We start from the raw sequence: 19,792 nt of genomic DNA, 5'->3' as shown, positions 1-19,792 counted from the left end.
ATTCCGCCACCGCTCCTCCTCCCCCGCCCTCCGGCGGTGAGACCGCGCGGACCGGGAACGGCGAGGCCCAACGCCATCCTGCTGTCCGCCGCGTCGCCGGCCGGCTTGTCGGTGTGGGCGAAGACGTCGTCCAGCGGCTGTACCAGCCAGGTGTCGAAGCCCCACCGTCGTGTCACGCCCCGCCGGTCCGCCACCCCATGGCAGGGATCCGCCCGGATCCCCGTGTCGTGCGGGGCGCGCAGCACCGCGGAGTGCGCCTCGGTGGCGAGGGCGGCCACATGTGCTGGATCAGGGCGGTGGTGGCCACCGCGGCGAGCCCGCCGTCTACGGTCGTGAAACGGTCAACGCGGCCTCCGCTTGCGCGAGCGTCGCCCGGTGACCGAAGAGTCCGGGCAGACCGCCCGAGTGCAGGAAGACCGTCCGCTGCCCGGGCAGCACGTCCCCGTCCTCGATCGCCGCGATCAGACCGGCCATCGCGCGTCCGGTGTAGATCGGGTCGAGCACGATGCCTTCGGTGCGGGCTGTCAGTGTCAGGGCGGCCATGGACTGCTCCGTCAGAGCGCTGTAGCCGTCGCCGACCTGGTCGAGCCGCATTCTCAGACTGTCCGGCGCGCAGTCCGTACCGGACAGTCCGGAGACCAACGCGGACACGGTCCCGGCCGGGTCGGTGACGGCGCCGCAATGGACACCGATCACGCGGGCGGCACCCAGCGGATCGACCAGGCCGGCCATCGTGCCACCAGAACCGACCGCTACGACGACGGTCTCCAGGTCGCGGGCCTGGGTGAGGAGTTCACGTCCGCACTCGACGTATCCGCGCGCGCCCAGCACGCTGGAACCGCCGAAGGGAATGACCGCCGGGACACCGCCCTGCCGTCGCAGCCCGGCGGCAACCTGCTGCGCGGTGGCGTCGAGTGCCTGGTCGCCGACGTCACCGGCCCATACGACCGTGGCGCCGAACAGACCGTCGAGTGCCAGGTTTCCGGAGTCCGATGCCCCTGGGGCTCCCGCGAGTACGAGTACGACGTCGAGCCCCAGCCTGGCGCCGGCGGCGGCGGTCAAACGAGCGTGGTTGCTCTGTGGCGCACCCGTGGTCACCAGGACCGTGGCACCGTCGGCCAGGGCCGCGCCGCACGTCCACTCCAGCTTGCGTACCTTGTTCCCACCGCCGCCCAGACCCGTCAGGTCGTCGCGCTTGATCCACAGGTCGTCCGCGCCGAGGCCGAGCGCACGGGCGAGCCGTGGCATCGGCTCGAGCGGGGTCGGCCACGTCCCGAACACGGTTCGCTGCGGGATGAGACTGTCCGGGGTCATGGCCACCGTCCTGCGTTCTGAAGCCGTCATATGTGTGCTCTGATCATGATGCCCGTCGCGGGGCTGCCCGCGCCTCACTGCGATGCGCGGGTCAGCACCCCGGTGAGCAGCCCTTCGAGCAACTGGCGGAGTGTCGCGGTGAAGTCGAGCCGCATGGATGCCGGCGAAGGGTCGGCTTCATGGGCGGCCGACGTCGCGGCCGACGGCTGCGCGTGCGGCCGTACCGCACCCGTCACCATGACGGTCGGCCGGGCGCACGGTCCAGGTCACCCGGGCAGCCGTCCCGTACGTGTCCGGCTCTACCGCCGCTCGAGCGAGCCCCGGACGAATGCGGCCTGGCCAACATGCTGCAGGTCGTCCGCGATGACGCTGATCAGCCGGACGCCGAGGGTGACCGGCGGCGACCAGGCCTCGTCCACGATGCGGTCCAGGGACCTGGCGTCGAGCCCACGGATGAATTCGACGCTCCGCTCGTGGACCGCGTCGTGGTAACCGAGCAGTAGTTCGGGCGAATCCACCTTCACGGACGCGACCTGTTTGCTGCTGTGCCCGTACCCGGTGGCTCCCCTCTCGAAAGGCAGGTCGAATCGCGAGGCCCAGTCCTGGGAGAACCAGACCTGCTCCACACCGAACGCGTCCGAGACATGGTCGTCCTGAATCCGGGTGAGGTGCCACACCAGCCATACGATCGAGTTGGCGCCCTCGTCGAGCCGCACGTGCAGATCGTCGACGGAAAGACCCTCGACCGCCGAGTGCACCGATTCCTGGACTCGTGTGAACGCATCCGTCAAAAGGTCCGCGCTTTTCATGCGACCACCATCGCCGCTCCCCCACCCGGGCCCTGCCATCGACACGCCTCGAAGAGCACCGCTGGTCCGGTGTCGGTCGTCCGGTCAGTGCCGTCCGCACCGGCGCCGCCGGGTCGTACACCCGCCTCCCCAGCGTGAATCCGCGCCCAGGAAGCCGATCCCGATCCCCAGCATCCAGGAGTCCTTGGCCATCGGGACGCCGTTCTGCGTGGGTCGCAGGCTGCCGGACTCCCGCAGTCCGGGGACCCGGAGGTACAGGCCGACCAGCCCGCCGGAGAACCCGGTCAGGGCGAGCCCGGCCAGTGGGGTCGGAACGAAGGGAGCGAGCAGTGTTCCGCCGACCGCGATCTCCGACCAGGCGAGCAGCCGGGTAAAGCGCTGTGCGTCCAGCTTCTTCAGGAATGGATAGGCCACACAGGCCATGCCGTGCACGCCCGCGGCCGTCTTCTCGTCCGCTTTCAGTTTGCTCAACCCTGAGTTCAGGATGAACGCGCCAGTGGCAAGGCGCGGGGCCACATCGCGTGTTTCAACTTTCATGATCATAGGAGCCTCCGTCGATCAGCTACTCGGCCCCTCGTCGACCATAGCCAGAAGGCGGCGCAGGCGCCTCGCGGAGAGGTCCTGCCTCTCGGTGCCGGATCACGCATGCCGCCTCTGCCCGGGCGCCCGCCGGTGTCGCACGGCCGCGTGCCGCGCCTTCCGCCGTTCGCAGGAAAGCGGAGCCCCCGGGAGAACGACGTGTTCGCCGAGGCGAGTCGTTCGAGTTCGGGAGCTCCGCCAACCAGTGGGTACGTCATTCAGGCCGTCGCTGAGCCGGAGGCGCCTGCCCACCGGGACTTTCCGGCGAGCCGGCCCGCCGGTGCGCAGGCGCGATCGACGCGTGCGGTCAGCCCGCGTTCTTGACGAACTCGGTGGTGTACGTCTTTTCGAGGTCGACCTCGGCGTTCTTCAGGTTCGGGTTGAAGGCCTTCAGAACGCGCTCGACAGTGGCGGGTCCGTCCGCGGGCATGACGCCGTCCGTGGTGAACATGGGCAGCGTGCTCTTGATGGCCTGCGCGTAGAGAGCCGTGCCGCCGCCCTGCGCGTAGTCGGCGGGCATCTTGGCCGCGATTTCGTCGGCGCTGTGCGTCGACATCCACTTCAGCGTCTTGACGAAGGCGTTGGCCAGCTTCTGGACGGTTTCCTTGTGGCTGTTGACCCATTCGGTCTGCATGTAGAGGCTGGAGGAGGGGTAAGGCCCTCCGAGCGCCTGCTGGGAGCCTTCCGGGGTGCGCATGTCGATGAGGATCTTGCCGAGCTTCTTGTCCAGGATGGTGGCGACGGTCGGGTCGGTGGTCATACCGCCCTGGATGGAGCCTTGCTGGAGGGCGGAGATGAAGGTCTGCCCCGCTCCCACCGCGACGGGTGAGAACTGATCGGTCTGGACACCGCTGTTGACGGCGAGGTACTTCGTCAGGAAGTCGGTCGAGGAGCCGATGCCCGTCACTCCGAGCTTCTTGCCCTTGAAGTCCTTCGCCGACTTGATGTCGCCCGCTGCCTGGTTCGAGACGATCTCGACTTCGCCCGGAGCGTGTGAGAACTGGACGACCGACTCGACCTGCTTGCCCTTCACCTGAAGGTCGAGGGTGTGGTCGTAGAAGCCGACGGTGCCCTGCACATCGCCGGAGACCAGGGCCGTCTCGGCCTGGACGCCCGCGGGCTCGGTCAGAAGCTGGACCGACACCCCTTCTTCCTTGAAGTAGCCCAGGCGCTCGGTGAGCATCGCGGGCAGGTAGATGACCTTGTCGAGGCCCCCGACCATGATCTTGACCTTGACGTTCTTGTCGCCGGAGGCGGAGGTGGAGTTGTCGCCACATGCGGTCAGCGTGGTCAGGGCGAGTGCGCCGGCGACGGCGGCGGCCGAGATTCGGGTGAATGTACGCAACTGGTTCACGTCCTTGTGAAGAAGCAATGGGATGTTCGGATGGCGTGCGGAGTCAGCGCGCGGAGTCGGCGTCAGCAGGCTTCCAGCGGAAGAGCCGCTTCTCGAGGAAGGTCAACAGCCCCTCGGCCAGCAGCGCGACGATCGCGAGGATGACCATGGCGGCATAGACGCCGGCCGCGTTGAAGGTGCCCTGGGAAGCGGCGACCAGCAGCCCGAGACCCTTGGTGGCGCCGATGTACTCGCCGACGATGGCCCCGATGAGCGCGAAGCCGAAGCTCACGTGCAGGCTGGTGAAGATCCACGAAGTGGCCGAGGGAATGACCACCTGGAAGGTGACCTGGCGGTTGCTGGCCCCCAGGATGCGGGAATTGGCCACGAGGTTGCGGTCCACCTCCCTGGCGCCCTGGAAGGCGTTGAAGAAGACGGGGAAGAACACGAGGACGACCGCGGAGGCCACCTTCGAGGCGGGGCCGAGGCCGAACCAGATCAGAAAGATCGGGGCGAGCACGATGCGCGGCAAGGCGTTGAGCACCTTGATGTACGGGCCCAGGACATCTGCGGCGAAGCGGATCCGGCCCAGCGCGATACCGAGCAGCACACCGGCGATCACACCGATGACCCAGCCGAGCAGCGCTTCGTAGAGCGTGTACCAGATCTGCTCCCACAGGGAGCCCTGGGCGGTGCCGTCGACGACCCAGGTGCGGATCTGGTCCCAGATCTTCGACGGCATGGAGAAGTTGAACGGGTCGATGACCGCGGTCCGGGCCAGCCACTCCCACAGCCCGATGACCGCGAAGAGCAGTGCGATCCGGCTGCCGAGCACCAGGAACCTGCGGTTGCGGCTGGCCCGCGCTCTGGCCTGGGTCCGCTCGGTCTTGGTCACGGCGGCGCTCGCGGTGATGGATTCAGGCGACATGGAGAGCACCCCTCTCGCGGGTGATGCGAACCTCTTCGCCGAGCGAGGACCAGATCTCCCGGTAGATCTCGAGGAACCGGGGCTCCAGACGCACCTGTTCGACCTTGCGCGGGCGGGGCAGGTCTATCTCGAAGACTTCCTTGACGGTGGCCGGTCCCGCAGTCATGACCACGACTTTGTCGGCCAGCGCTATGGACTCCTCCAGGTCATGGGTGACGAAGACGACGGAGGCGCCGGTCCCGGCCCACAACTCCAGCAGTTCGTCCGACATCAGGGCCCGGGTCTGCACATCGAGTGCGGAGAAGGGCTCGTCCATGAGCAGGATCTCGGGATCATTGACGAACGTGGCCGCCAGCGCGACACGCTTGCGCTGACCGCCGGACAGCTGGTGGGGGTAGCGGTCCTCGAAGGAGGACAGGCCGACCCGCGCGAGCCACTCCCGGGCGCGTTCCTTCGCCTCGGGCTTCGGCACGCCCCGGAAGCGGGGACCTGCCATCACGTTGGAGAGCACGGTGCGCCAGGGGAAGACCGCATCCTGCTGGAAGACGAAGCCGACCTTGTCGCCGATGCCGCGCACCGGCTCACCGGCCACCAGCACCTCGCCCTCGGTGGGCTCCTCCAGGCCGCTGACCAGGGTCAGCGTGGTCGACTTGCCGCATCCGGTCGGTCCCACCACGGCAACGAACTCGCCGCGCCCGATGGTGAGGTCCAGATCTCGTACGGCGGTGTGGAGCGCCCCCGACGGAGTCCGGAACGCTTTGCTCGCGCCCCGCAGCTCGATGGCGGGGCTCGTTTCGCTGTTCATGAGGCGGGACGCTAGGTGCGTCCGGGGCACGGCGGCACCCTTGCGCTCACAACTCCCGCTTCTGCCCATAACCTGCGGTTCTGCTCGTTCTGCTCACGCTCGCAGAACGAAAGCGCAACGAGGGCTAGTCAGAGACGGCGGCGACGTTTACGTTGCGTTCACACAAGGCAAAACGGATCTTCGGGTTCCAGGCTGGCGGAAGGCAGAGGGCGAACGCATGCGAATTCACTGGCCCCGCCGTGTCTTCGCGCAGGTCCTGCTCACTCAGGTGGCCATCACGACCGGGGTGGTCATGCTCGTCACCGGACTCTTCCTTGCCCCGCTCAGCCACCAGCTGGACGACCAGGCGATGCGTCAGGCCCTGTCCATCGCCCAGACCACTGCCGCCGAACCCGCGCTGGTGCTCCACCTGACGAGCACCGAGCCCAGCCCCAGCGGTCCGGTACAGGCCGAGGCGGAGCGGATCCGGCGGGCCACCGGTGCCCTCTACATCGTGGTCATGGACACCCGCGGGGTCCGCTGGTCGCACACCGACACCCGACAGATCGGCAAGCACGTCTCCACCGATCCCAGCACGGCCCTGGCCGGCCGGGAAATCATGCAGATCGACGACGGAACCCTGGGCCGCTCCGCGCGCGCGAAGGTCCCCCTCCGCGACAGGAGCGGGACCATCGTCGGTGCCGTCTCGGTGGGCATTGCCTACGACAGCGTCCGCGAGCGGCTGCTCGGAACCATTCCCGGACTTCTGCTCTACGCGGGGGCTGCCCTCGCCGCAGGTGTGCTGGCTGCCCTGGCCGTCTCGCGACGCCTGCAGCGCAGCACGCATGGACTGGCCTTCGCCGACATCTCGGCGCTGCTGGACGAGCGCGAGGCCATGCTGCACAGCATCCGCGAAGCAGTTCTCGCCGTCGATGCCCGGGGGCGGATCCGTCTGCTGAACGACGAGGCGCAGCGCCTGCTGGAGCTGACCCAGGACGCCGTCGGACGTGTGCTGGGCGAGGTGCTGCCCCCAGGCCGTACGGCAGAGGTGCTGGCCGGGCAGGTCGACGGCGCGGACCTGCTCACCGTCTGCCGGGGACGCGTGCTGATCGCCAACCGCATGCCGACCGGTGACGGCGGCGCGGTGGTCACCCTGCGCGATCGCACCGAATTGGAGCTGCTCGGCCGCGAACTGGACTCCACGCACGGCCTTCTCGACGCGCTCCGCGCCCAGGACCACGAGCATGCCAACCGGCTCCACACCCTGCTCGGGCTGCTGGAACTCGGGAGGCACGACGCGGCGATGGAGTTCGTCGCGGAGGTGGCCCATGGCCACCGGGCATCGGCGGAGCAGGTCGCGGAACGCGTCAATGACCCTCTGCTGTCTTCGCTACTGGTGGGCAAGTCGGCCATCGCCGCAGAGCGAGGTGCGTCGTTGCGCATCTCCCCCAGCACCCTGCTCCCCGACGTGGTGGTGGACCCGCGCGATCTGGTGACAGTCCTGGGCAACCTGATCGACAACGCACTGGACGTCGCTTCGCTCATCGAGGTGGAACTCTTCGCGGAGGGCACCACAGCGGTCCTGCGGGTCAGCGACAACGGTCCTGGCGTAGCGCCCGATCTGCGCGAACAGATTTTCACCGAGGGCTGGTCCACCAAGGAGTCCCCCTCACATCGGGGTCGTGGGCTCGGCCTGGCACTGGTACGCCGGCTCGCGGAGCGTTACGGCGGCGTGGCCCGCGTCAGTGCCAGGGCCGGCGGTGGCGCGGTCTTCACCGTCGTCCTGCCCGAGACACTCGCCGTCCGGCAGCTGACCGAAGTGGGAGAGTTTCAATGATCGACGTCCTCGTGGTGGACGACGACTTCCGTGTGGCCGAGATCAACGCGGCCTACGTGGCCAAGGTGCCCGGCTTCCGCGTCGTCTCTCGCGCGCACACCGCCGCGCAGGCACTGTCCGTGCTGGAGCGCGAACATGTCGACCTCATACTGCTCGATCACTATCTGCCGGACGAGACGGGACTGACGCTCGTAAGGCGGCTTCGCCAACGCAGCCACACGGCAGACGTGATCATGGTGACGGCCGCTCGGGATGTCACGACTGTGCAGACCGCCATGCGCTACGGCGCCCTGCAGTATCTGGTCAAGCCCTTCAGCTTCGGCGGTCTGCGGTCCAAGCTGGAGAGCTACGCCGCCCTGCGCCGCACTCTGGAAGGTGTCGGCAGCGGCCGGGGCGAGGCCGGGCAGGAACAGGTCGACCAGATCTTCGGGGCGCTTCGCACTCCGCAAACCGTTGCCGCAGCGAGCCTGCCCAAGGGGCACTCCGCGCCCACCGCCGACGTCATCCGCCACGTCCTGTCGGCAGCCCACGAACCGCTGTCGGCACACGAGGTCGCTGTCCGCGCCGGATTGAGCCGCTCCACGGCCCAGCGATACCTCAAGTATCTGGAGAGCGCGGGTCGCATCAGCCTCAGTCTCAAGTACGGCGACACCGGCCGACCGGAACACCGCTACGCGTGGGCCGGGGCGAGCTGAGGACCGTGAGGTACTGAGGCATCCGGCACGGCACCATCAGCGGTGCTCGGGGCGGCTGCGGTGCCGACGGAGATCACGCCGGACGGACCGCCGGCCGCTACCGGTCGGCCGAGGCGGTACCGGAGCTCGTGATCGAGCCCACCGGTCACGCGGGCAGGCGCGGCACGCTGTCGACCAGGCGACGTGTGTACGGGTGCGCGGGAGCGCCCAGCACCTGTCCGGTTTCGCCCTGTTCGACGATGTGGCCACTCTCCAGGACGGCAGTGCGTTCGCACAGCGAGGCCACTACCGACAGGTCGTGGGAGACCATGACGAGAGTCAGACCCTGCTCCTGCTTCAACTCGTTCAGCAGGTCGACGACTTTGACGCGGGTCGTGACGTCGAGTGCGCTGACGGGTTCGTCGGCGAGCAGCACCCGCGGGTCGCACACGGTCGCGCGGGCAATCGCGATGCGCTGGCGCTGGCCGCCGGAGAACTCGTGCGGATAGCGCTCGGCGGCGTCGGCCGGGAGTCCGACCCGTTCCAGGGCTTCGGCCACCTTGGGCGCGGCCGTGCTCCGGCTGTCGATACCGAGGGAACGCAGTGGTTCGGACACGATGCTGCCGACGCGGCGACGCGGATCCAGCGACGAGTACGGATCCTGGAAGACACACTGCACGCTGCGCCGGAAACGCCGCATCTGCTCGCGGTCGCGCGGTTTCAGCTCGTCGCCGTCGAACCGGACGGTGCCGGAGGTTGCCCGGGCGAGCCCGAGCAGCAGCCGCAGCAGAGTCGTCTTGCCCGCTCCCGATTCACCGACGAGGGCGAGGCTGTGCCCGGTCTCGACGGCGAAGGAGATGTCCTCGACGACGGGCGCGGTGTGTCCGCGGTAGGCGAAGGAGGCTCCGTTCAGCTCCAGTACGGGCGTCATCACGCGTTCCTCAGGTCAAGAGCCGATTCCAGCTGCCGCGCGCTCGCCACCAGCGCCTTGGTGTACTCCTCACGCGGCTCCCGCACGATCGTGCGGACGTCGCCCTCCTCCACGGCGCGGCCGTCCTTCATCACCACGACGCGATCGGTGACCTTCGAGACGACCGCGAGGTCGTGGCTGACGAAGAGGACGGCCATGTCCCGTTCCCGTACGAGGGTGTCGAGCAGGTCGAGCATGTCGGACTGCACGGTGACGTCGAGCGCGGTGGTCGGCTCGTCCGCGATGAGCAGCTTCGGGTCGCATGCCAGTGCCATGGCGAGCGCGACACGCTGCCGCTGCCCCCCGGAGATTTCGTGCGGGAAGGCGCGCGCGATCCGGTCGGGCTCGGGCAGCCGCACCTGCTCCAGCGCGTCCACGACAGCCCGCTTCAGCTCGGCGCCCCTCAGCCCTCGCCTTCTGCCCAGCGGTTCGGCGATCTGCCTGCCGACACGCATCAGCGGATCGAGTGCGGTGAGCGGCTCCTGGAAGACGATGGCGGCGTCCCGGCCGCGTACGCCCGTGAGCTGCTTCTCGCTCGCGCCCACGATCTGCGTGCCGGCGAGTTCCACGCCGCCGCTGGCCGTCATGCCGTCGGGCAGCAGGCCGAGCACGGCGAGGGTGGTCAGCGACTTCCCGGAGCCCGACTCTCCGATGAGGCCGAGTCGTTCGCCGGGAGCGATGGTCAGCGAGAGGCCGTCGACGAGCGTGCGCCCGTCTGCCGTACGGATCCCGAGGTCGCGCACGTCGAGGATGTTCATGCGCGCCTCCGTCGGGCCGCCGGGTCGAGGGTGTCGCGCAGTCCGTCGGCGATGAGGTTCACGCCGATGACGAGCAGGACGAGCAGGATGCCGGGGGCGAGCGCGCCGGCCGGGGCCGTGGTGAAGGTGGCCTGCGCCTCCTGGAGCATGCGGCCCCACGAGGCGTTGGGCGGCGGCGCCCCCAGACCCAGATAGGACAAGCCGGCCTCGGCCAGCACCGCGAGTCCGAACTGGAGGGCCAGGTTCACCACGAGCGTCGGCCAGATGTTGGGCAGCACATGCCCGGCCACGATTCGCGGCCACGAGGTGCCGGACGTGCGCGCGGCCGTGATGTAGTCCTGCGCCAGGACCCGCTTGACCAGGATCCGCACGAGCCGTCCCACGACCGCGCTCTGCGCGAGGCCGATCGCCAGCACGGCCGACCCCAGTGTGGCCGAGTGGGCGGCGACGATGAGCATCGCCAGCAGCAGCGTCGGAAAGGCGATCAGGATGTCGAGGAAAGCGGAGAGCGTGTCGTCCAGCCAGCCCTGGGCGAACGCGGCCAGCACCCCCAGCGTGACGCCGACCGTGGCCGCGATGAGGACCGATCCCAGGCCCGCCTCGAAGGCGACGCGGGAGCCGGTCATCAACTGGGTGAACAGATCACGGCCGAGCTTGTCGGTGCCCAGCAGATGTCCCGCGCCGGGGCCCGTGAGCCGTCCGCCGGACGTGTCGTCGGCGGCGTACGGGACCCAGAGGGCCGAGACCAGCGCCAGGAGAGCGATCAGGCCGGCCAGTACGCATCCGACGCTCAAGGTGTACGAGCGCTTCGTCGACTGCTTCATCGGGTACCTCCCGAGAGCCTGCCCCGCAGCCGCGGATCGATGATCCGCTGCACGAAGTCGGCCGCGAAGCCGATCATCAGCACCGCGAGCGTCGAGACGAACAGCACGCCCTGGATCACCGGATAGTCGTGCTGCTCGATGCCGGTCGCGAGCAGGGAGCCGAGGCCGGGAAGCGCGTACACCGACTCCACGACCACCGCGCCCAGCAGCGTGGACGCCAGCTCGATGCCGAGGATCGAGATCACCGGTACCGAGGCGTTGCGCAGCCCGTGCCGCCACATGGCCCGCCCGAACGACGAGCCCAGGGCTCGCGCGGTGCGCAGATAGTCGCTGTCCAGTACGTCGAGCGTGGCCGACCTGACGTAGCGGATCAGTGAGGCGCTCATCACGAGCGCGATGGTGATGACGGGCAGGGCGAGCGAGCGGACCGCCTCGACCGGCTGTGACCAGCCGTCCGGCGGGAAGCCGCCTGCGGGGAGCCAGCCGGCGTTCAGCGCGAAGACGGCTATCAGGATCATCCCGAGCCAGAACACGGGGACCGCGATCCCCAGTTGGGAGACTCCGCTGAGAAGCGCGCCGTACCAGGTCCCGCGCCGGTGCGCGGCGACGAAGCCGACCGGGACGGCGATGAGGACCGCCAGGACGAACGCCGTGAGCGTGAGCGGAATGGTGACGTTCAGTCGCGAACCGACCTCGGGCGCGACCGGCAGCGAGCTGACGAACGACGTACCGAGGTCACCGCTCGCCAACTGCCCGATCCAGTGGACGAACTGTTCGGGCAGCGGCTTGTCGGAACCGATGGAGTGTCGCGCCGCCGCTATCTGCTCGGGGCCGGCGCCCACCGAGGTGAGCGCGTTGGCGGGGTCGCCAGGCAGCATCCGCAGCAGCACGAACAGGACCACACTCGCGAGCGCCAGAGACACCAGCAGGAAGGCGAGACGGCGCAGGAGATACCGCGCCATCAGCCCTTCTCGATGTCGTAGGCGAAGAACTGCGAGTTGAGGCCGTTGACCGGGTATCCCGAGAGCTTGCTGCTCGCCACGACGATCTGCGGGTACAGGTACAGCCAGTCGCTGGCCGCGTCCTCGGCGGTCCTGCGGTTGACCTTCTTCAGCAGCTCGGTCTGCTCAGCCGTGCCGGAGGCCTGCTCGGCCTGCTCGACCCACTTCGTGACCTGCTTGTTGTCGTAGCCCCAGTAGAAGTCGGGGTTGCCGTACCAGACCAGGTCACGGTCGTTGACGTGTTCCTGGAGCGTGGCCGTGAAGTCGTGGTTCTTGTAGACCTTCGTGTACCACTCGTCCGGCGTGATCGTGTTGATCTTGACGGTGATGCCGACCTTGGCGAGCTGCGACTTGATGAAGGTCGCCGCGGTCGGGTGCGGGTCGTAGTTCGGGGTGTCGAGGGTGAAGGTGAATCCGTTCTGGTATCCGGCCTCGGCCAGCAGCTTCTTGGCGCGCGCGGTGTCGTAGCCATTGACCTTGGTGAGGTCCTCGTACCAGGGGTCGGTGGGCGGCACCATCGAGCCGATGAGCTTGCCGTAGCCGCCCCAGACCGACTCCAGCAGCTTCTTGTCGTCGATGGCCGCGGAGACGGCCTGGCGGACCTTGACGTCCGTGAACGGCTTGGCCTTGTCGTTGAAGGCGAGCAGCAGTTTGGTCGTCGAGTTGCCGTCGTTGACCTTGTAGTTCTGGTTGCTCTTGAACTGGTCGAGGGCGTCGGGCGACTGCTCGCTCGTGACGACGTCCACGGCGTTGGTCAGGAGCGCGTTGTTGAGAGCGGTCGCTTCCTTGTAGTAGTGGAAGACGACCTGCTTGTTCCTGGCCGCGTCACCCCAGTAACCGGCGAACCGGTCGAGGCTGAGAGCGGAGCCCCGGGTCCACTTGTTCAGGCTGTACGGGCCGGTGCCGTCCTCGCTCGTCTTGAGGCTCTTCGCGTCGGAGTTGATGATCCACACGTAGGAGAGGTTGTAGACGAAGGAGATCGACTTCTTCGACAGCTGGACCTTCACCGTGCGCGCGTCCGGTGTCTCGAAGGACTTGATGACCTCGAGATTGCTCTTGCGCGCGGACTGCGAGTCCTTGGCGATCACCTTCTCCAAGCTGTACTTGACGTCCTGGCTGGTGAGCTCCTTGCCGCTGTGGAACTTCACGCCGTCGCGCAGGGTGAAGGTGTACGTGAGTCCGTCGCCACTGACCTTGTAGTCCTGGGCGAGCAGGTTCTCGACCTTGCCGTCGTCGGTGAGCTTGAACAACCCTTCGTACACATTGCCGTTGAGCGCCTCGGTGACGCCCTGACCGCCGCCCGCGGTGTTGTCGAGATTCTGCGGCTCGTAGAGCGAACCGATGTTGACCGTGGAGTTCTTGTCGTACGCCCCTCCGGCGGCGCCGCCGGCGCCGTTGGAGCCCCCGCCGCAGGCGGTGAGGGTCAGGGCGAGGGCAGCGGCGGTGGCGCCGCCGTACAGGGAGGTCTTCTTGATGCTCATGAGGAGTACGCGCTTTCGTGCTGCGATGCGGGAGTGCGGGGGTTGGTCAGTGCTGCGCGGGGAAGCCGTCGCGGAAGACGGGGCGCTTCTCGCCGGCTTCGACGGGCAGGTGGAAACGGTTCTGCCGCGGCGGCATCGGACAGTTGTACTGGTCGGAGAATCCGCAGGGCGGCACGAAGGCGCGGTTGAAGTCGAGAAGGACGCGGCCCTCGCCGACGTGGGTGACGAAGAGGAAGCGCCCGGCGCCGTACGTGGTGTCGCCGTTGGTGGGGTCGCCGAAGACGAGCAGCAGGGTGCCGTCGTCGTCGAAGGCGCTCAGCGTGTAGTCCCTGCCGTCCAGGGTGAGCACGATGTCTCCCGGCACGGCGAGGTCACGGGTACCACCGTTGTCCCGGATGTGTTCGAACCCCACCCGCCGGGCACCGGGCACCGGGGTGTACGAGGCCTCCAGCACCCAGGCCGGGTCGTACGGGAAGACATCGGTGCGCTCGAAGTTCTGGATCGCGGGCGACTGCGCGTCCCAGAAGCGCAGGCCGTGCTCGGGGTCGCCGGTGACGAAGTCGGTGCGCTCGACTGTGGTGACGGTCACTGTCTCCGGCTGTCCGGCACGGGCCGCATCGAGGTCGGGGCGCTCACCGGCGGGGGCCCAGCGGGTCTCGACGAGAGCGAGGTTCCCCGCGGGCGAAGTGACCGAGCGGCGCCGCTCGGCGCGCCATGCCTCCCAGTCCGCGGCGTGGTCGGTCGGCTGATCCGGGACGGCGGCGTGGGACACGGCTTTACTCATTCACGTAGACGATCGTTGGCTGCCACACGTCGAATGTCACACTGTGTGAAGTTCAGCCCAAAGGACCTTCTTTATCTTCCATAAGGCGAACTAATGTCAAGTTGGACTACATGGTGAGACAGGGCCGGGAGGCGCAGGTCAAGCCCGGCCATCGGCAGGCGGGCTTCGAACCTGCACCGCTGTCGACACCACAGCCGCCCTCCCGGCCGACCCAATCGTCAGCGCGCACGCACCGAGGGTGACCGGAGCCTCGCCCTCGTCGATGCCGAAGGTGCCGGCCGCCCGCCGCCGTCTCCGCGTCCGCCTCGACCGGATCCCGCCTTCCCTGCGGCGCAGCCGGGTGCGACGCCGCCTCTGTCCGGCGTTCCCGCCGGCGCGGATCGCACCATCACCTGACACACCATCAGGAAGCTTGCTGTGCAACCCTTTGGGGGCAGGAGAGGAGTTGGCGCGTGCGGCTACCGCGCCGGTGGGCCGGGAACGCAGGCAAAGGGGTACGAGCGGTAAATGAACGCATGGCAGCGTGCTCCGGCATGCGGCGTGCGGCGTGCCGGAGCACGCTGGATCTGAGGCTGCTTGTCCCCCCGACCTGCAGCCTGCCAGGAAAGGGGTGGCAGCCATGTTCGCGAGGCTGAGTACCTATCAGGGTTCACCCGTTCCTGCGGAGGGAGACCTCACCGCAAACTGGGATGCGGTTCTCGAGCAGATCCGGGAAGTTTCCGGCTTCCGGGGCGTGTATTACCTCGTCGACCGGGCCTCCGGGAAGGCCACGTCCCTGACACTATGGGATGACGAGCAGGCCATGCAGGCCAGCGAGGACCGGGCCACCCGGCTCCGCGAGGAAGTCGCCCACAGGGAAGGCCAACGGGTTGTCTCGGTCGAGCGCTTCGAGGTGGGATTCGGTCACGTGGAGCCATAGCGGCCGGCGGTCCGGATGTCGACCGCGCCGCACAGCCGCCGGCCGACGCTCACGGACGACTGCACGTGACGGGTTGCACGAGCGCCTGGATCCGCGCCCGGTCGCGGCCGATTCGGGATCCGCTACTTCGCCGACGCGTCCGGGGAGCGACGCTGAGCCATTCGTGTTGTGATCGATGACGGAGGGGCAACGCTGTCGAGGACGGAGGAAATCATGACTGCCAAGCTGCTAGCGCGAGACATCATGTCCAGTGGCGTGCAGTGCGTCGGTGCGCACCAGTCGCTGTTGGATGTGGCGAAAATGATGCGCGACCTCAACGTCGGTTGCCTGCCCATCTGCGGCGACAACAACAGGCTCACCGGCTTGATCACCGACCGTGACATCGTCATCACCTGCTGCGCCGAGGGCGTGGACCCGGCGACCGTGCAGGCAGGATCCCTCAGTGCCAAGGTCCACTGGATCGATGCCGCAGCAGATGCCTCCGAGGTCCTGACGACCATGGAGGAACATCAGATCAAGCGGCTGCCGGTGATCGACGTCCAAAGCGGCCACCGCCTGGTCGGCATGATCACGGAGGCCAATCTCGCGAAGAACCTGAGCGACGAACAGATCGCCGAGTTCGCGAGCCGCGTGTACGCGACCGCTTAGACCTCCGGTCAGTCCGCACATGAAGGCGTCTCGCCGAACCTCGGAAGGAGATACCCCGAGGGTATTTTCTCCGGGGTGCGTGTCCGCTCCGACGGATCGAGACGGCGGCGCGGCCGGGGCAGGCAGGTTGACAGCTTCCGAGGGTTTGGGCGCGGCCCGTGGAGTTCCACCCCTGTTTGGGCGCGGCCCGTGGAGTTCCACCCCTGCTCAGCGGTGGGATTGTCCGAAGGTGGCGGCGGCAAGCACGGAGCCGTCAGCGGTGAGCAGGCGGACGCTGGCGACCGGCGCCGTGCCGGCGGGGTAGGGTGCGCCCCAGGCGCCGTAACCGTCCTTGCTGAGGGCAAAGGAACCGACCTGGACGGTGGAGCCGTCGGCCCGCTGAAGCTGGCACCGGACGGTGCCGGAGTGCCCGTCGGCGTCCACCTTCATGTACAGCCAGGGCGAGGCTCCGGTGTAGAGGAAAATCTGCCCGCGCGACTCGCCCCCGTGGGTGAGTGGGGCGGTGAGCAGGTGCGACTGCACCGGAGAGACGATCGGCGCGACCGGGGCCGGACGACCGACGGATGCGCCAAGCACCCAACCCCCGCCACCAAGGGCAAGGCCCGCCGCGGCTGCCGCCGCAGCGAGGGCAAAGCGCCGCCACGGTACGCGCTGACGCGGCCGTCGCCCGGAAGACAGTCCCAGCCGGTCCATCACCCTGTCCTCGAAGCCGACCGGCGGTTCGCTTCCCGGGACAAGATCCAGCAGCGCGTCCGCCGTGGCCACCAGCTCGTGAACGTATTCGCGGCAGGCAGGACAGTGCTCCAGGTGGTCCATCGCCCCGGCCCGCTCCTTGGCGGGCAGAACGCCGAGCGCCAGCTCCGCACCGATCTCCCGGAGCTGCTCACAGGTGAATCCACGGGTCTCAGTCATCGTGGTCCGCCTGCTTGGCTGCGAGGGATGCGCGGAGCTTGCCCATGGCTGCCCTGATCCGGGTCTTGGCGGTACCGAGCGGGATCTTCTCGAAATCGGCGACCTGCTGAGCTGTCATCCCGTAGATGCCGGCCATCACCAGCGCACGTGCCTGATCGCGCGGCAGCGCGGCAACCGCTCGACGCAGTTCCGCTGCGGTTTCGGCAGAGAGCGCCTGCCGCTCCGGCGTGCTGGTGACGGTCTCCATCATGTTCTCCAGGTCTGCGGGGTCGGCTGGAGTGGCCTTGCGGGCGCGTACGGCGTCAATTGCAAGGTTATGCGCGATGGCCGCCAGCCAGGTGGGCACCGACCCCCGGCGCGGGTCGTAGACCTGAGCGTGTCGACAGGCGCGCTCGAAGGTCTGCTGAGCGATGTCCTCGGCGAGTTGGACGTCTCCGACCACAGCGACGGCCACGCCGAAAACCCGGCGCTGGAACCGCCGAACGAAGGCCACGGCGATCTCGGGATCGCCGGTCATGAGGCCGGCCAGCAGCGCTTCGTCGGGCACCCGCTCCAGGGGAATGCCAATCCTGCGCATACTCCCTACGTAACACGAGCCCCCAGGGATTGCCTCCGCCCGGCAGCCGTCGGCGCTGCCGAAGAACTGGGTCGGAACCCGGGTCGCGGTCCAGGTACCAAAGCCTCCTGGCGCGAACACGCAGCGCCGACCTACCCGGACCGGGCCGATCATGAACCCTTGGCCCGGCAGCACCGTAGGTAAGAAAGGCACGCTCTTACGAACGACAGTGGCCGACCGGTCCCAGGACCGGAAGGCTCGGCGGGCACCGGAAACGCCCCGGCGTGACCCCGGTCCGCAGCCCCTGTCAGAAGCACGGCGGCGTCGGCCGCCTCGGACCCCTGGAGTCGTGATGACGTCTCACACGACCCACCTCGCACTGCGTGGGACCGCAGCATTCTGCGCCCTGGCCAACGCGGTGATCCACCTCTCGCTGGTCCCCTCCCACCTGGCGGAGATGCCTTACATCGGCATTCTGTTCCTGGTCGGCAGCGTGGTGATGCTCGCCGTCGCCGCAGCACTCGTCCTTCAGAGGCAACCGTTCGGCGCATGGCTGATCGGGGCGATTACCAGCATCGGCATGATCGTCGGATTCCTGCTGTCCCGCACCGTCGGGCTGCCGGACTATCGCGAAGCCGGCTGGGAGCCGCCGTACGGCGTCCTGTCCCTGGTGGTGGAAGGCATCTTCGTTCTCACCTTTCTGGCCTGGCTCAGGGAGAACGACGCCGGGCGGGTTGCTGATCCGGGACCCCGAGAAGCTCCCGGTACGAAGGCTCCGCCCGCGCGGTTGCCGTAGACGGAGACGCAGCCCCGATTCGCCACCCCCGACGCCTTCACGGACTCCGCCCGCATGCGAGAAGATGTGCATATTTCTTCCATTTTGCGAAGTTGTTACCTCTGCGGGTGGTGCGTCCCTGAACGCGGCCGTAGCGTCGGTATCGGAACAACCGTTGAGGGGCCGGCAGCACCGTCCGGCATCTGCTCCGGATTCGCAGATCGCGCCCCGGGGCGGACCAGGCGTACGGCAAAGGCCAGATGGGCTCGGAGAGAGACGGCTGGGAGCGGACATGCAGAGACACAAGCTGAAGGCAGCGGTATTGATCTGTGCCGCGGCATCGCTCGCAACAGCGATCGCACCGGCATCCGCTTCCACAGGGACACGGTCACCCGCCGACGTCGTGATCGTCGACTGCTTCTCTCATCCTCAAGTACGCCCGAACGAGTTCTTGATCGCCTGCGGGGATGGCAACAGCATCCTCACCGCACTCCGGTGGTCGGCTTGGAAACCCGATTTCGCCGCGGGCCGCGGGCTCAACGTAGTGAACGACTGCCGGCCGTTCTGCGCCGCCGGCACGTTCCACTCCTATCCCGTGACCGTCAGGCTCGACCGCTCGGAGCCGCTGAAGAAGCATCCCCACCAGCGGCACTACACCCAGCTCCATCTCGTCTTCACCGACAGCAGGCCGTCGGAGATGCCGAGAGTGGTGACTTACCGGCTCTGGACCTGACGGCTCCCCGCCCTTTGGCCCGCCATCTGCCATGGCGCCTCTCGGACACGCCCCGAGGGGCGCCTCCCCTTTCATCGGTGTGCCCCCTCCGCGCCGACGCCCACCGGGCGTCATTCTCCGGATCGTCGCCACGGTCCGCGATCGCCGTTCGTGCAGCACCCGGAACCCGGACTCCTTGAGATACCCAATCGCCGCACGCCGTCTTCAACTACGCCGGCCCCGCCCTGAGCGTGCTCTACGGCATGACCGGCTTCAAGATCGAGAAGACCGCACCTGTCGCCGCCGACACCGAGCCCGACGCTCAATGACAGCCAACTCGCAGCCCGCCAGGGCGCGTCGATGAGGGAACCGATGACCAACGCAGACACCGGGGCCACCCCGTCCACCGTCCCCGAAGGACAACCCGCGGTCAAGCTGACCCTGCTCACGCTGACCGCCATGGTCGTCGGCTCGATGGTGGGCGCCGGGGTGTTCTCCCTGCCCCGGCGGTTCGCCGAGGAGACCGGCGTCGCCGGCGCGCTGATCTCATGGGCGATCACAGGTATCGGCATGCTGATGCTGGCCTTCGTGTTCCAGTCCCTCGCGGTCCGCAGACCCGACCTCGACGCGGGCGTCTACGCTTACGCCAAGGCCGGCTTCGGTGAATACCTCGGCTTCTTCTCGGCGTTCGGGTACTGGGCCAGCGCGTGCGTCGGCAACGTCACCTACTGGGTACTCATCATGTCGACGATCGGCGCTGTCGCACCGCCCCTCGGTGACGGCGACACCGTCCTTGCGGTCGTCCTGTCCACCGTCGGCCTGTGGGCGTTCTTCTTCCTCATCCGGCGCGGAGTGAAGGAAGCGACGGCCATCAACAGGATCGTGACCGTGGCCAAGGTCGTCCCCATCCTGGTCTTCGTCATCCTGGCCCTCTTCTTCTTCAACCCGTCCGTCTTCGCGGACAACTTCGGCGGAGCGGACTACGCAGGATCGCTCTTCCACCAGGTCCGCGGCACCATGCTCGCCACCGTCTTCGTCTTCCTCGGCGTCGAGGGGGCCAGCGTGTACTCCCGCCATGCCAAACGCCGTGAGGACATCGGCCGGGCCACCGTCCTCGGCTTCCTCAGTGTCCGGCGGAGCGATGTGGCGTCGCTGCTGAGGCAGCGTCGCGTCGAGGGCTGCGGCGAGTTCGGA

The 19,792-nt window shown here is 68.1% G+C and carries 21 protein-coding genes and 1 pseudogene; 7 read left to right on the top strand and 15 right to left on the bottom strand.

What is annotated here, in order from left to right:
• Positions 1–324 precede the first annotated feature (324 nt).
• The 7 genes from OG395_RS44595 to OG395_RS44565 all read right to left on the bottom strand — a co-directional run bounded on the left by OG395_RS44595 (position 325) and on the right by OG395_RS44565 (position 5,768).
• The gene (locus OG395_RS44595) at positions 325–1,314 is read right to left on the bottom strand and encodes a D-cysteine desulfhydrase family protein (RefSeq protein ID WP_327248003.1); all 990 of its coding nucleotides are present in this window, start codon (positions 1,312–1,314) and stop codon (positions 325–327) included.
• A gap of 74 nt (positions 1,315–1,388) precedes the next feature.
• Complete coding sequence (locus OG395_RS44590; RefSeq protein WP_327248002.1) at positions 1,389–1,553, bottom strand: hypothetical protein; 165 nt, start codon at positions 1,551–1,553, stop codon at positions 1,389–1,391.
• Positions 1,554–1,613: 60 nt separating this feature from the next.
• Positions 1,614–2,123: a mycothiol transferase gene (locus tag OG395_RS44585; RefSeq protein WP_327248001.1), complete on the bottom strand. Its 510-nt coding sequence runs from the start codon at positions 2,121–2,123 to the stop codon at positions 1,614–1,616.
• Positions 2,124–2,207: 84 nt separating this feature from the next.
• A complete protein-coding gene (locus OG395_RS44580) occupies positions 2,208–2,666 on the bottom strand; it encodes a hypothetical protein (RefSeq protein ID WP_327248000.1) in 459 nt (152 codons plus the stop codon).
• Positions 2,667–3,009: 343 nt separating this feature from the next.
• Positions 3,010–4,047, bottom strand: coding sequence for an ABC transporter substrate-binding protein (locus tag OG395_RS44575; protein WP_327247999.1), 1,038 nt, complete (start codon positions 4,045–4,047; stop codon positions 3,010–3,012).
• Positions 4,048–4,099: 52 nt separating this feature from the next.
• Entirely contained in the window at positions 4,100–4,963 is an 864-nt protein-coding gene (locus OG395_RS44570) for an ABC transporter permease (protein WP_327247998.1), read from the bottom strand.
• Positions 4,953–5,768, bottom strand: a complete 816-nt coding sequence (locus OG395_RS44565; protein ID WP_037693453.1) for an ABC transporter ATP-binding protein — start codon at positions 5,766–5,768, stop codon at positions 4,953–4,955. The genes OG395_RS44570 and OG395_RS44565 overlap by 11 nt, the downstream gene beginning before the upstream one ends.
• A gap of 217 nt (positions 5,769–5,985) precedes the next feature.
• Between OG395_RS44565 and OG395_RS44560 the strand changes: the two genes are divergently transcribed.
• Together OG395_RS44560 and OG395_RS44555 are read left to right on the top strand one after the other, a co-directional pair.
• Positions 5,986–7,584 (top strand): sensor histidine kinase, encoded by a 1,599-nt coding sequence (locus OG395_RS44560; RefSeq protein ID WP_327247997.1) that lies wholly within the window; start codon positions 5,986–5,988, stop codon positions 7,582–7,584.
• On the top strand, positions 7,581–8,279 hold the full coding sequence (locus OG395_RS44555; RefSeq protein ID WP_327247996.1) for a response regulator: 699 nt from the start codon (positions 7,581–7,583) through the stop codon (positions 8,277–8,279). Before OG395_RS44560 ends, OG395_RS44555 begins: the two co-directional genes overlap by 4 nt.
• A 145-nt stretch (positions 8,280–8,424) precedes the next feature.
• On the opposite strand, the gene OG395_RS44550 is transcribed toward OG395_RS44555, so the two are convergent.
• The 6 genes from OG395_RS44550 to OG395_RS44525 are packed head-to-tail and all read right to left on the bottom strand — an operon-like array spanning position 8,425 to position 14,076.
• Entirely contained in the window at positions 8,425–9,189 is a 765-nt protein-coding gene (locus tag OG395_RS44550) for an ABC transporter ATP-binding protein (protein ID WP_327247995.1), read from the bottom strand.
• Positions 9,189–9,986, bottom strand: coding sequence for an ABC transporter ATP-binding protein (locus OG395_RS44545; protein ID WP_327247994.1), 798 nt, complete (start codon positions 9,984–9,986; stop codon positions 9,189–9,191). Before OG395_RS44545 ends, OG395_RS44550 begins: the two co-directional genes overlap by 1 nt.
• Positions 9,983–10,810 carry an ABC transporter permease gene (locus OG395_RS44540; protein ID WP_327247993.1) on the bottom strand — a complete coding sequence of 276 codons (828 nt, stop codon included), beginning with the start codon at positions 10,808–10,810 and terminating at the stop codon, positions 9,983–9,985. Before OG395_RS44540 ends, OG395_RS44545 begins: the two co-directional genes overlap by 4 nt.
• Positions 10,807–11,772 (bottom strand): ABC transporter permease, encoded by a 966-nt coding sequence (locus tag OG395_RS44535; RefSeq protein WP_327247992.1) that lies wholly within the window; start codon positions 11,770–11,772, stop codon positions 10,807–10,809. Before OG395_RS44535 ends, OG395_RS44540 begins: the two co-directional genes overlap by 4 nt.
• The gene (locus OG395_RS44530; protein WP_327247991.1) at positions 11,772–13,292 is read right to left on the bottom strand and encodes an ABC transporter substrate-binding protein; all 1,521 of its coding nucleotides are present in this window, start codon (positions 13,290–13,292) and stop codon (positions 11,772–11,774) included. Before OG395_RS44530 ends, OG395_RS44535 begins: the two co-directional genes overlap by 1 nt.
• 46 nt (positions 13,293–13,338) lie before the next feature.
• A complete protein-coding gene (locus OG395_RS44525) occupies positions 13,339–14,076 on the bottom strand; it encodes a DUF1684 domain-containing protein (RefSeq protein WP_327247990.1) in 738 nt (245 codons plus the stop codon).
• Between the two features lie 619 nt (positions 14,077–14,695).
• Between OG395_RS44525 and OG395_RS44520 the strand changes: the two genes are divergently transcribed.
• Together OG395_RS44520 and OG395_RS44515 are read left to right on the top strand one after the other, a co-directional pair.
• Positions 14,696–14,995: a hypothetical protein gene (locus OG395_RS44520; RefSeq protein WP_327247989.1), complete on the top strand. Its 300-nt coding sequence runs from the start codon at positions 14,696–14,698 to the stop codon at positions 14,993–14,995.
• A 213-nt stretch (positions 14,996–15,208) separates the two neighbouring features.
• The gene (locus OG395_RS44515) at positions 15,209–15,643 is read left to right on the top strand and encodes a CBS domain-containing protein (protein ID WP_327247988.1); all 435 of its coding nucleotides are present in this window, start codon (positions 15,209–15,211) and stop codon (positions 15,641–15,643) included.
• A gap of 207 nt (positions 15,644–15,850) precedes the next feature.
• Here the strand turns inward: OG395_RS44515 and OG395_RS44510 are convergent, their stop codons facing one another.
• Entirely contained in the window at positions 15,851–16,555 is a 705-nt protein-coding gene (locus OG395_RS44510; protein ID WP_327247987.1) for a hypothetical protein, read from the bottom strand.
• Positions 16,548–17,132 (bottom strand): RNA polymerase sigma factor, encoded by a 585-nt coding sequence (locus tag OG395_RS44505; RefSeq protein ID WP_327247986.1) that lies wholly within the window; start codon positions 17,130–17,132, stop codon positions 16,548–16,550. The genes OG395_RS44510 and OG395_RS44505 overlap by 8 nt, the downstream gene beginning before the upstream one ends.
• A 331-nt stretch (positions 17,133–17,463) precedes the next feature.
• Here OG395_RS44505 and OG395_RS44500 point away from each other — a divergent pair, with 331 nt between their 5' ends.
• The 3 genes and pseudogenes from OG395_RS44500 to OG395_RS44490 all read left to right on the top strand — a co-directional run.
• Positions 17,464–17,907 carry a hypothetical protein gene (locus OG395_RS44500; RefSeq protein ID WP_327247985.1) on the top strand — a complete coding sequence of 148 codons (444 nt, stop codon included), beginning with the start codon at positions 17,464–17,466 and terminating at the stop codon, positions 17,905–17,907.
• A 382-nt stretch (positions 17,908–18,289) separates the two neighbouring features.
• Positions 18,290–18,619 (top strand): hypothetical protein, encoded by a 330-nt coding sequence (locus tag OG395_RS44495; protein ID WP_327247984.1) that lies wholly within the window; start codon positions 18,290–18,292, stop codon positions 18,617–18,619.
• Between the two features lie 351 nt (positions 18,620–18,970).
• Positions 18,971–19,729: pseudogene (locus OG395_RS44490) on the top strand (amino acid permease); the annotation flags it as partial.
• Positions 19,730–19,792 lie beyond the last annotated feature (63 nt).

It is taken from the genome of Streptomyces sp. NBC_01320 (genome assembly GCF_035974375.1).
GTDB classification, from domain to species: Bacteria; Actinomycetota; Actinomycetes; order Streptomycetales; family Streptomycetaceae; genus Streptomyces; species Streptomyces yanii.
This window is presented reverse-complemented; position numbering and strand designations above follow the sequence as displayed.

Excerpts from the sequence above, each read along its gene's own strand:
- OG395_RS44595 (WP_327248003.1), bottom strand. The coding sequence starts at position 1,314 with ATGACCCCGGACAGTCTCATCCCGCAGCGAACCGTGTTCGGGACGTGG.
- OG395_RS44590 (WP_327248002.1), bottom strand. The coding sequence starts at position 1,553 with ATGGTGACGGGTGCGGTACGGCCGCACGCGCAGCCGTCGGCCGCGACG.
- OG395_RS44585 (WP_327248001.1), bottom strand. The coding sequence starts at position 2,123 with ATGAAAAGCGCGGACCTTTTGACGGATGCGTTCACACGAGTCCAGGAA.
- OG395_RS44580 (WP_327248000.1), bottom strand. The coding sequence starts at position 2,666 with ATGATCATGAAAGTTGAAACACGCGATGTGGCCCCGCGCCTTGCCACT.
- OG395_RS44570 (WP_327247998.1), bottom strand. The coding sequence starts at position 4,963 with ATGTCGCCTGAATCCATCACCGCGAGCGCCGCCGTGACCAAGACCGAG.
- OG395_RS44565 (WP_037693453.1), bottom strand. The coding sequence starts at position 5,768 with ATGAACAGCGAAACGAGCCCCGCCATCGAGCTGCGGGGCGCGAGCAAA.
- OG395_RS44560 (WP_327247997.1), top strand. The coding sequence starts at position 5,986 with ATGCGAATTCACTGGCCCCGCCGTGTCTTCGCGCAGGTCCTGCTCACT.
- OG395_RS44555 (WP_327247996.1), top strand. The coding sequence starts at position 7,581 with ATGATCGACGTCCTCGTGGTGGACGACGACTTCCGTGTGGCCGAGATC.
- OG395_RS44550 (WP_327247995.1), bottom strand. The coding sequence starts at position 9,189 with ATGACGCCCGTACTGGAGCTGAACGGAGCCTCCTTCGCCTACCGCGGA.
- OG395_RS44545 (WP_327247994.1), bottom strand. The coding sequence starts at position 9,986 with ATGAACATCCTCGACGTGCGCGACCTCGGGATCCGTACGGCAGACGGG.
- OG395_RS44540 (WP_327247993.1), bottom strand. The coding sequence starts at position 10,810 with ATGAAGCAGTCGACGAAGCGCTCGTACACCTTGAGCGTCGGATGCGTA.
- OG395_RS44535 (WP_327247992.1), bottom strand. The coding sequence starts at position 11,772 with ATGGCGCGGTATCTCCTGCGCCGTCTCGCCTTCCTGCTGGTGTCTCTG.
- OG395_RS44530 (WP_327247991.1), bottom strand. The coding sequence starts at position 13,292 with ATGAGCATCAAGAAGACCTCCCTGTACGGCGGCGCCACCGCCGCTGCC.
- OG395_RS44525 (WP_327247990.1), bottom strand. The coding sequence starts at position 14,076 with ATGAGTAAAGCCGTGTCCCACGCCGCCGTCCCGGATCAGCCGACCGAC.
- OG395_RS44520 (WP_327247989.1), top strand. The coding sequence starts at position 14,696 with ATGTTCGCGAGGCTGAGTACCTATCAGGGTTCACCCGTTCCTGCGGAG.
- OG395_RS44515 (WP_327247988.1), top strand. The coding sequence starts at position 15,209 with ATGACTGCCAAGCTGCTAGCGCGAGACATCATGTCCAGTGGCGTGCAG.
- OG395_RS44510 (WP_327247987.1), bottom strand. The coding sequence starts at position 16,555 with ATGACTGAGACCCGTGGATTCACCTGTGAGCAGCTCCGGGAGATCGGT.
- OG395_RS44505 (WP_327247986.1), bottom strand. The coding sequence starts at position 17,132 with ATGCGCAGGATTGGCATTCCCCTGGAGCGGGTGCCCGACGAAGCGCTG.
- OG395_RS44500 (WP_327247985.1), top strand. The coding sequence starts at position 17,464 with ATGACGTCTCACACGACCCACCTCGCACTGCGTGGGACCGCAGCATTC.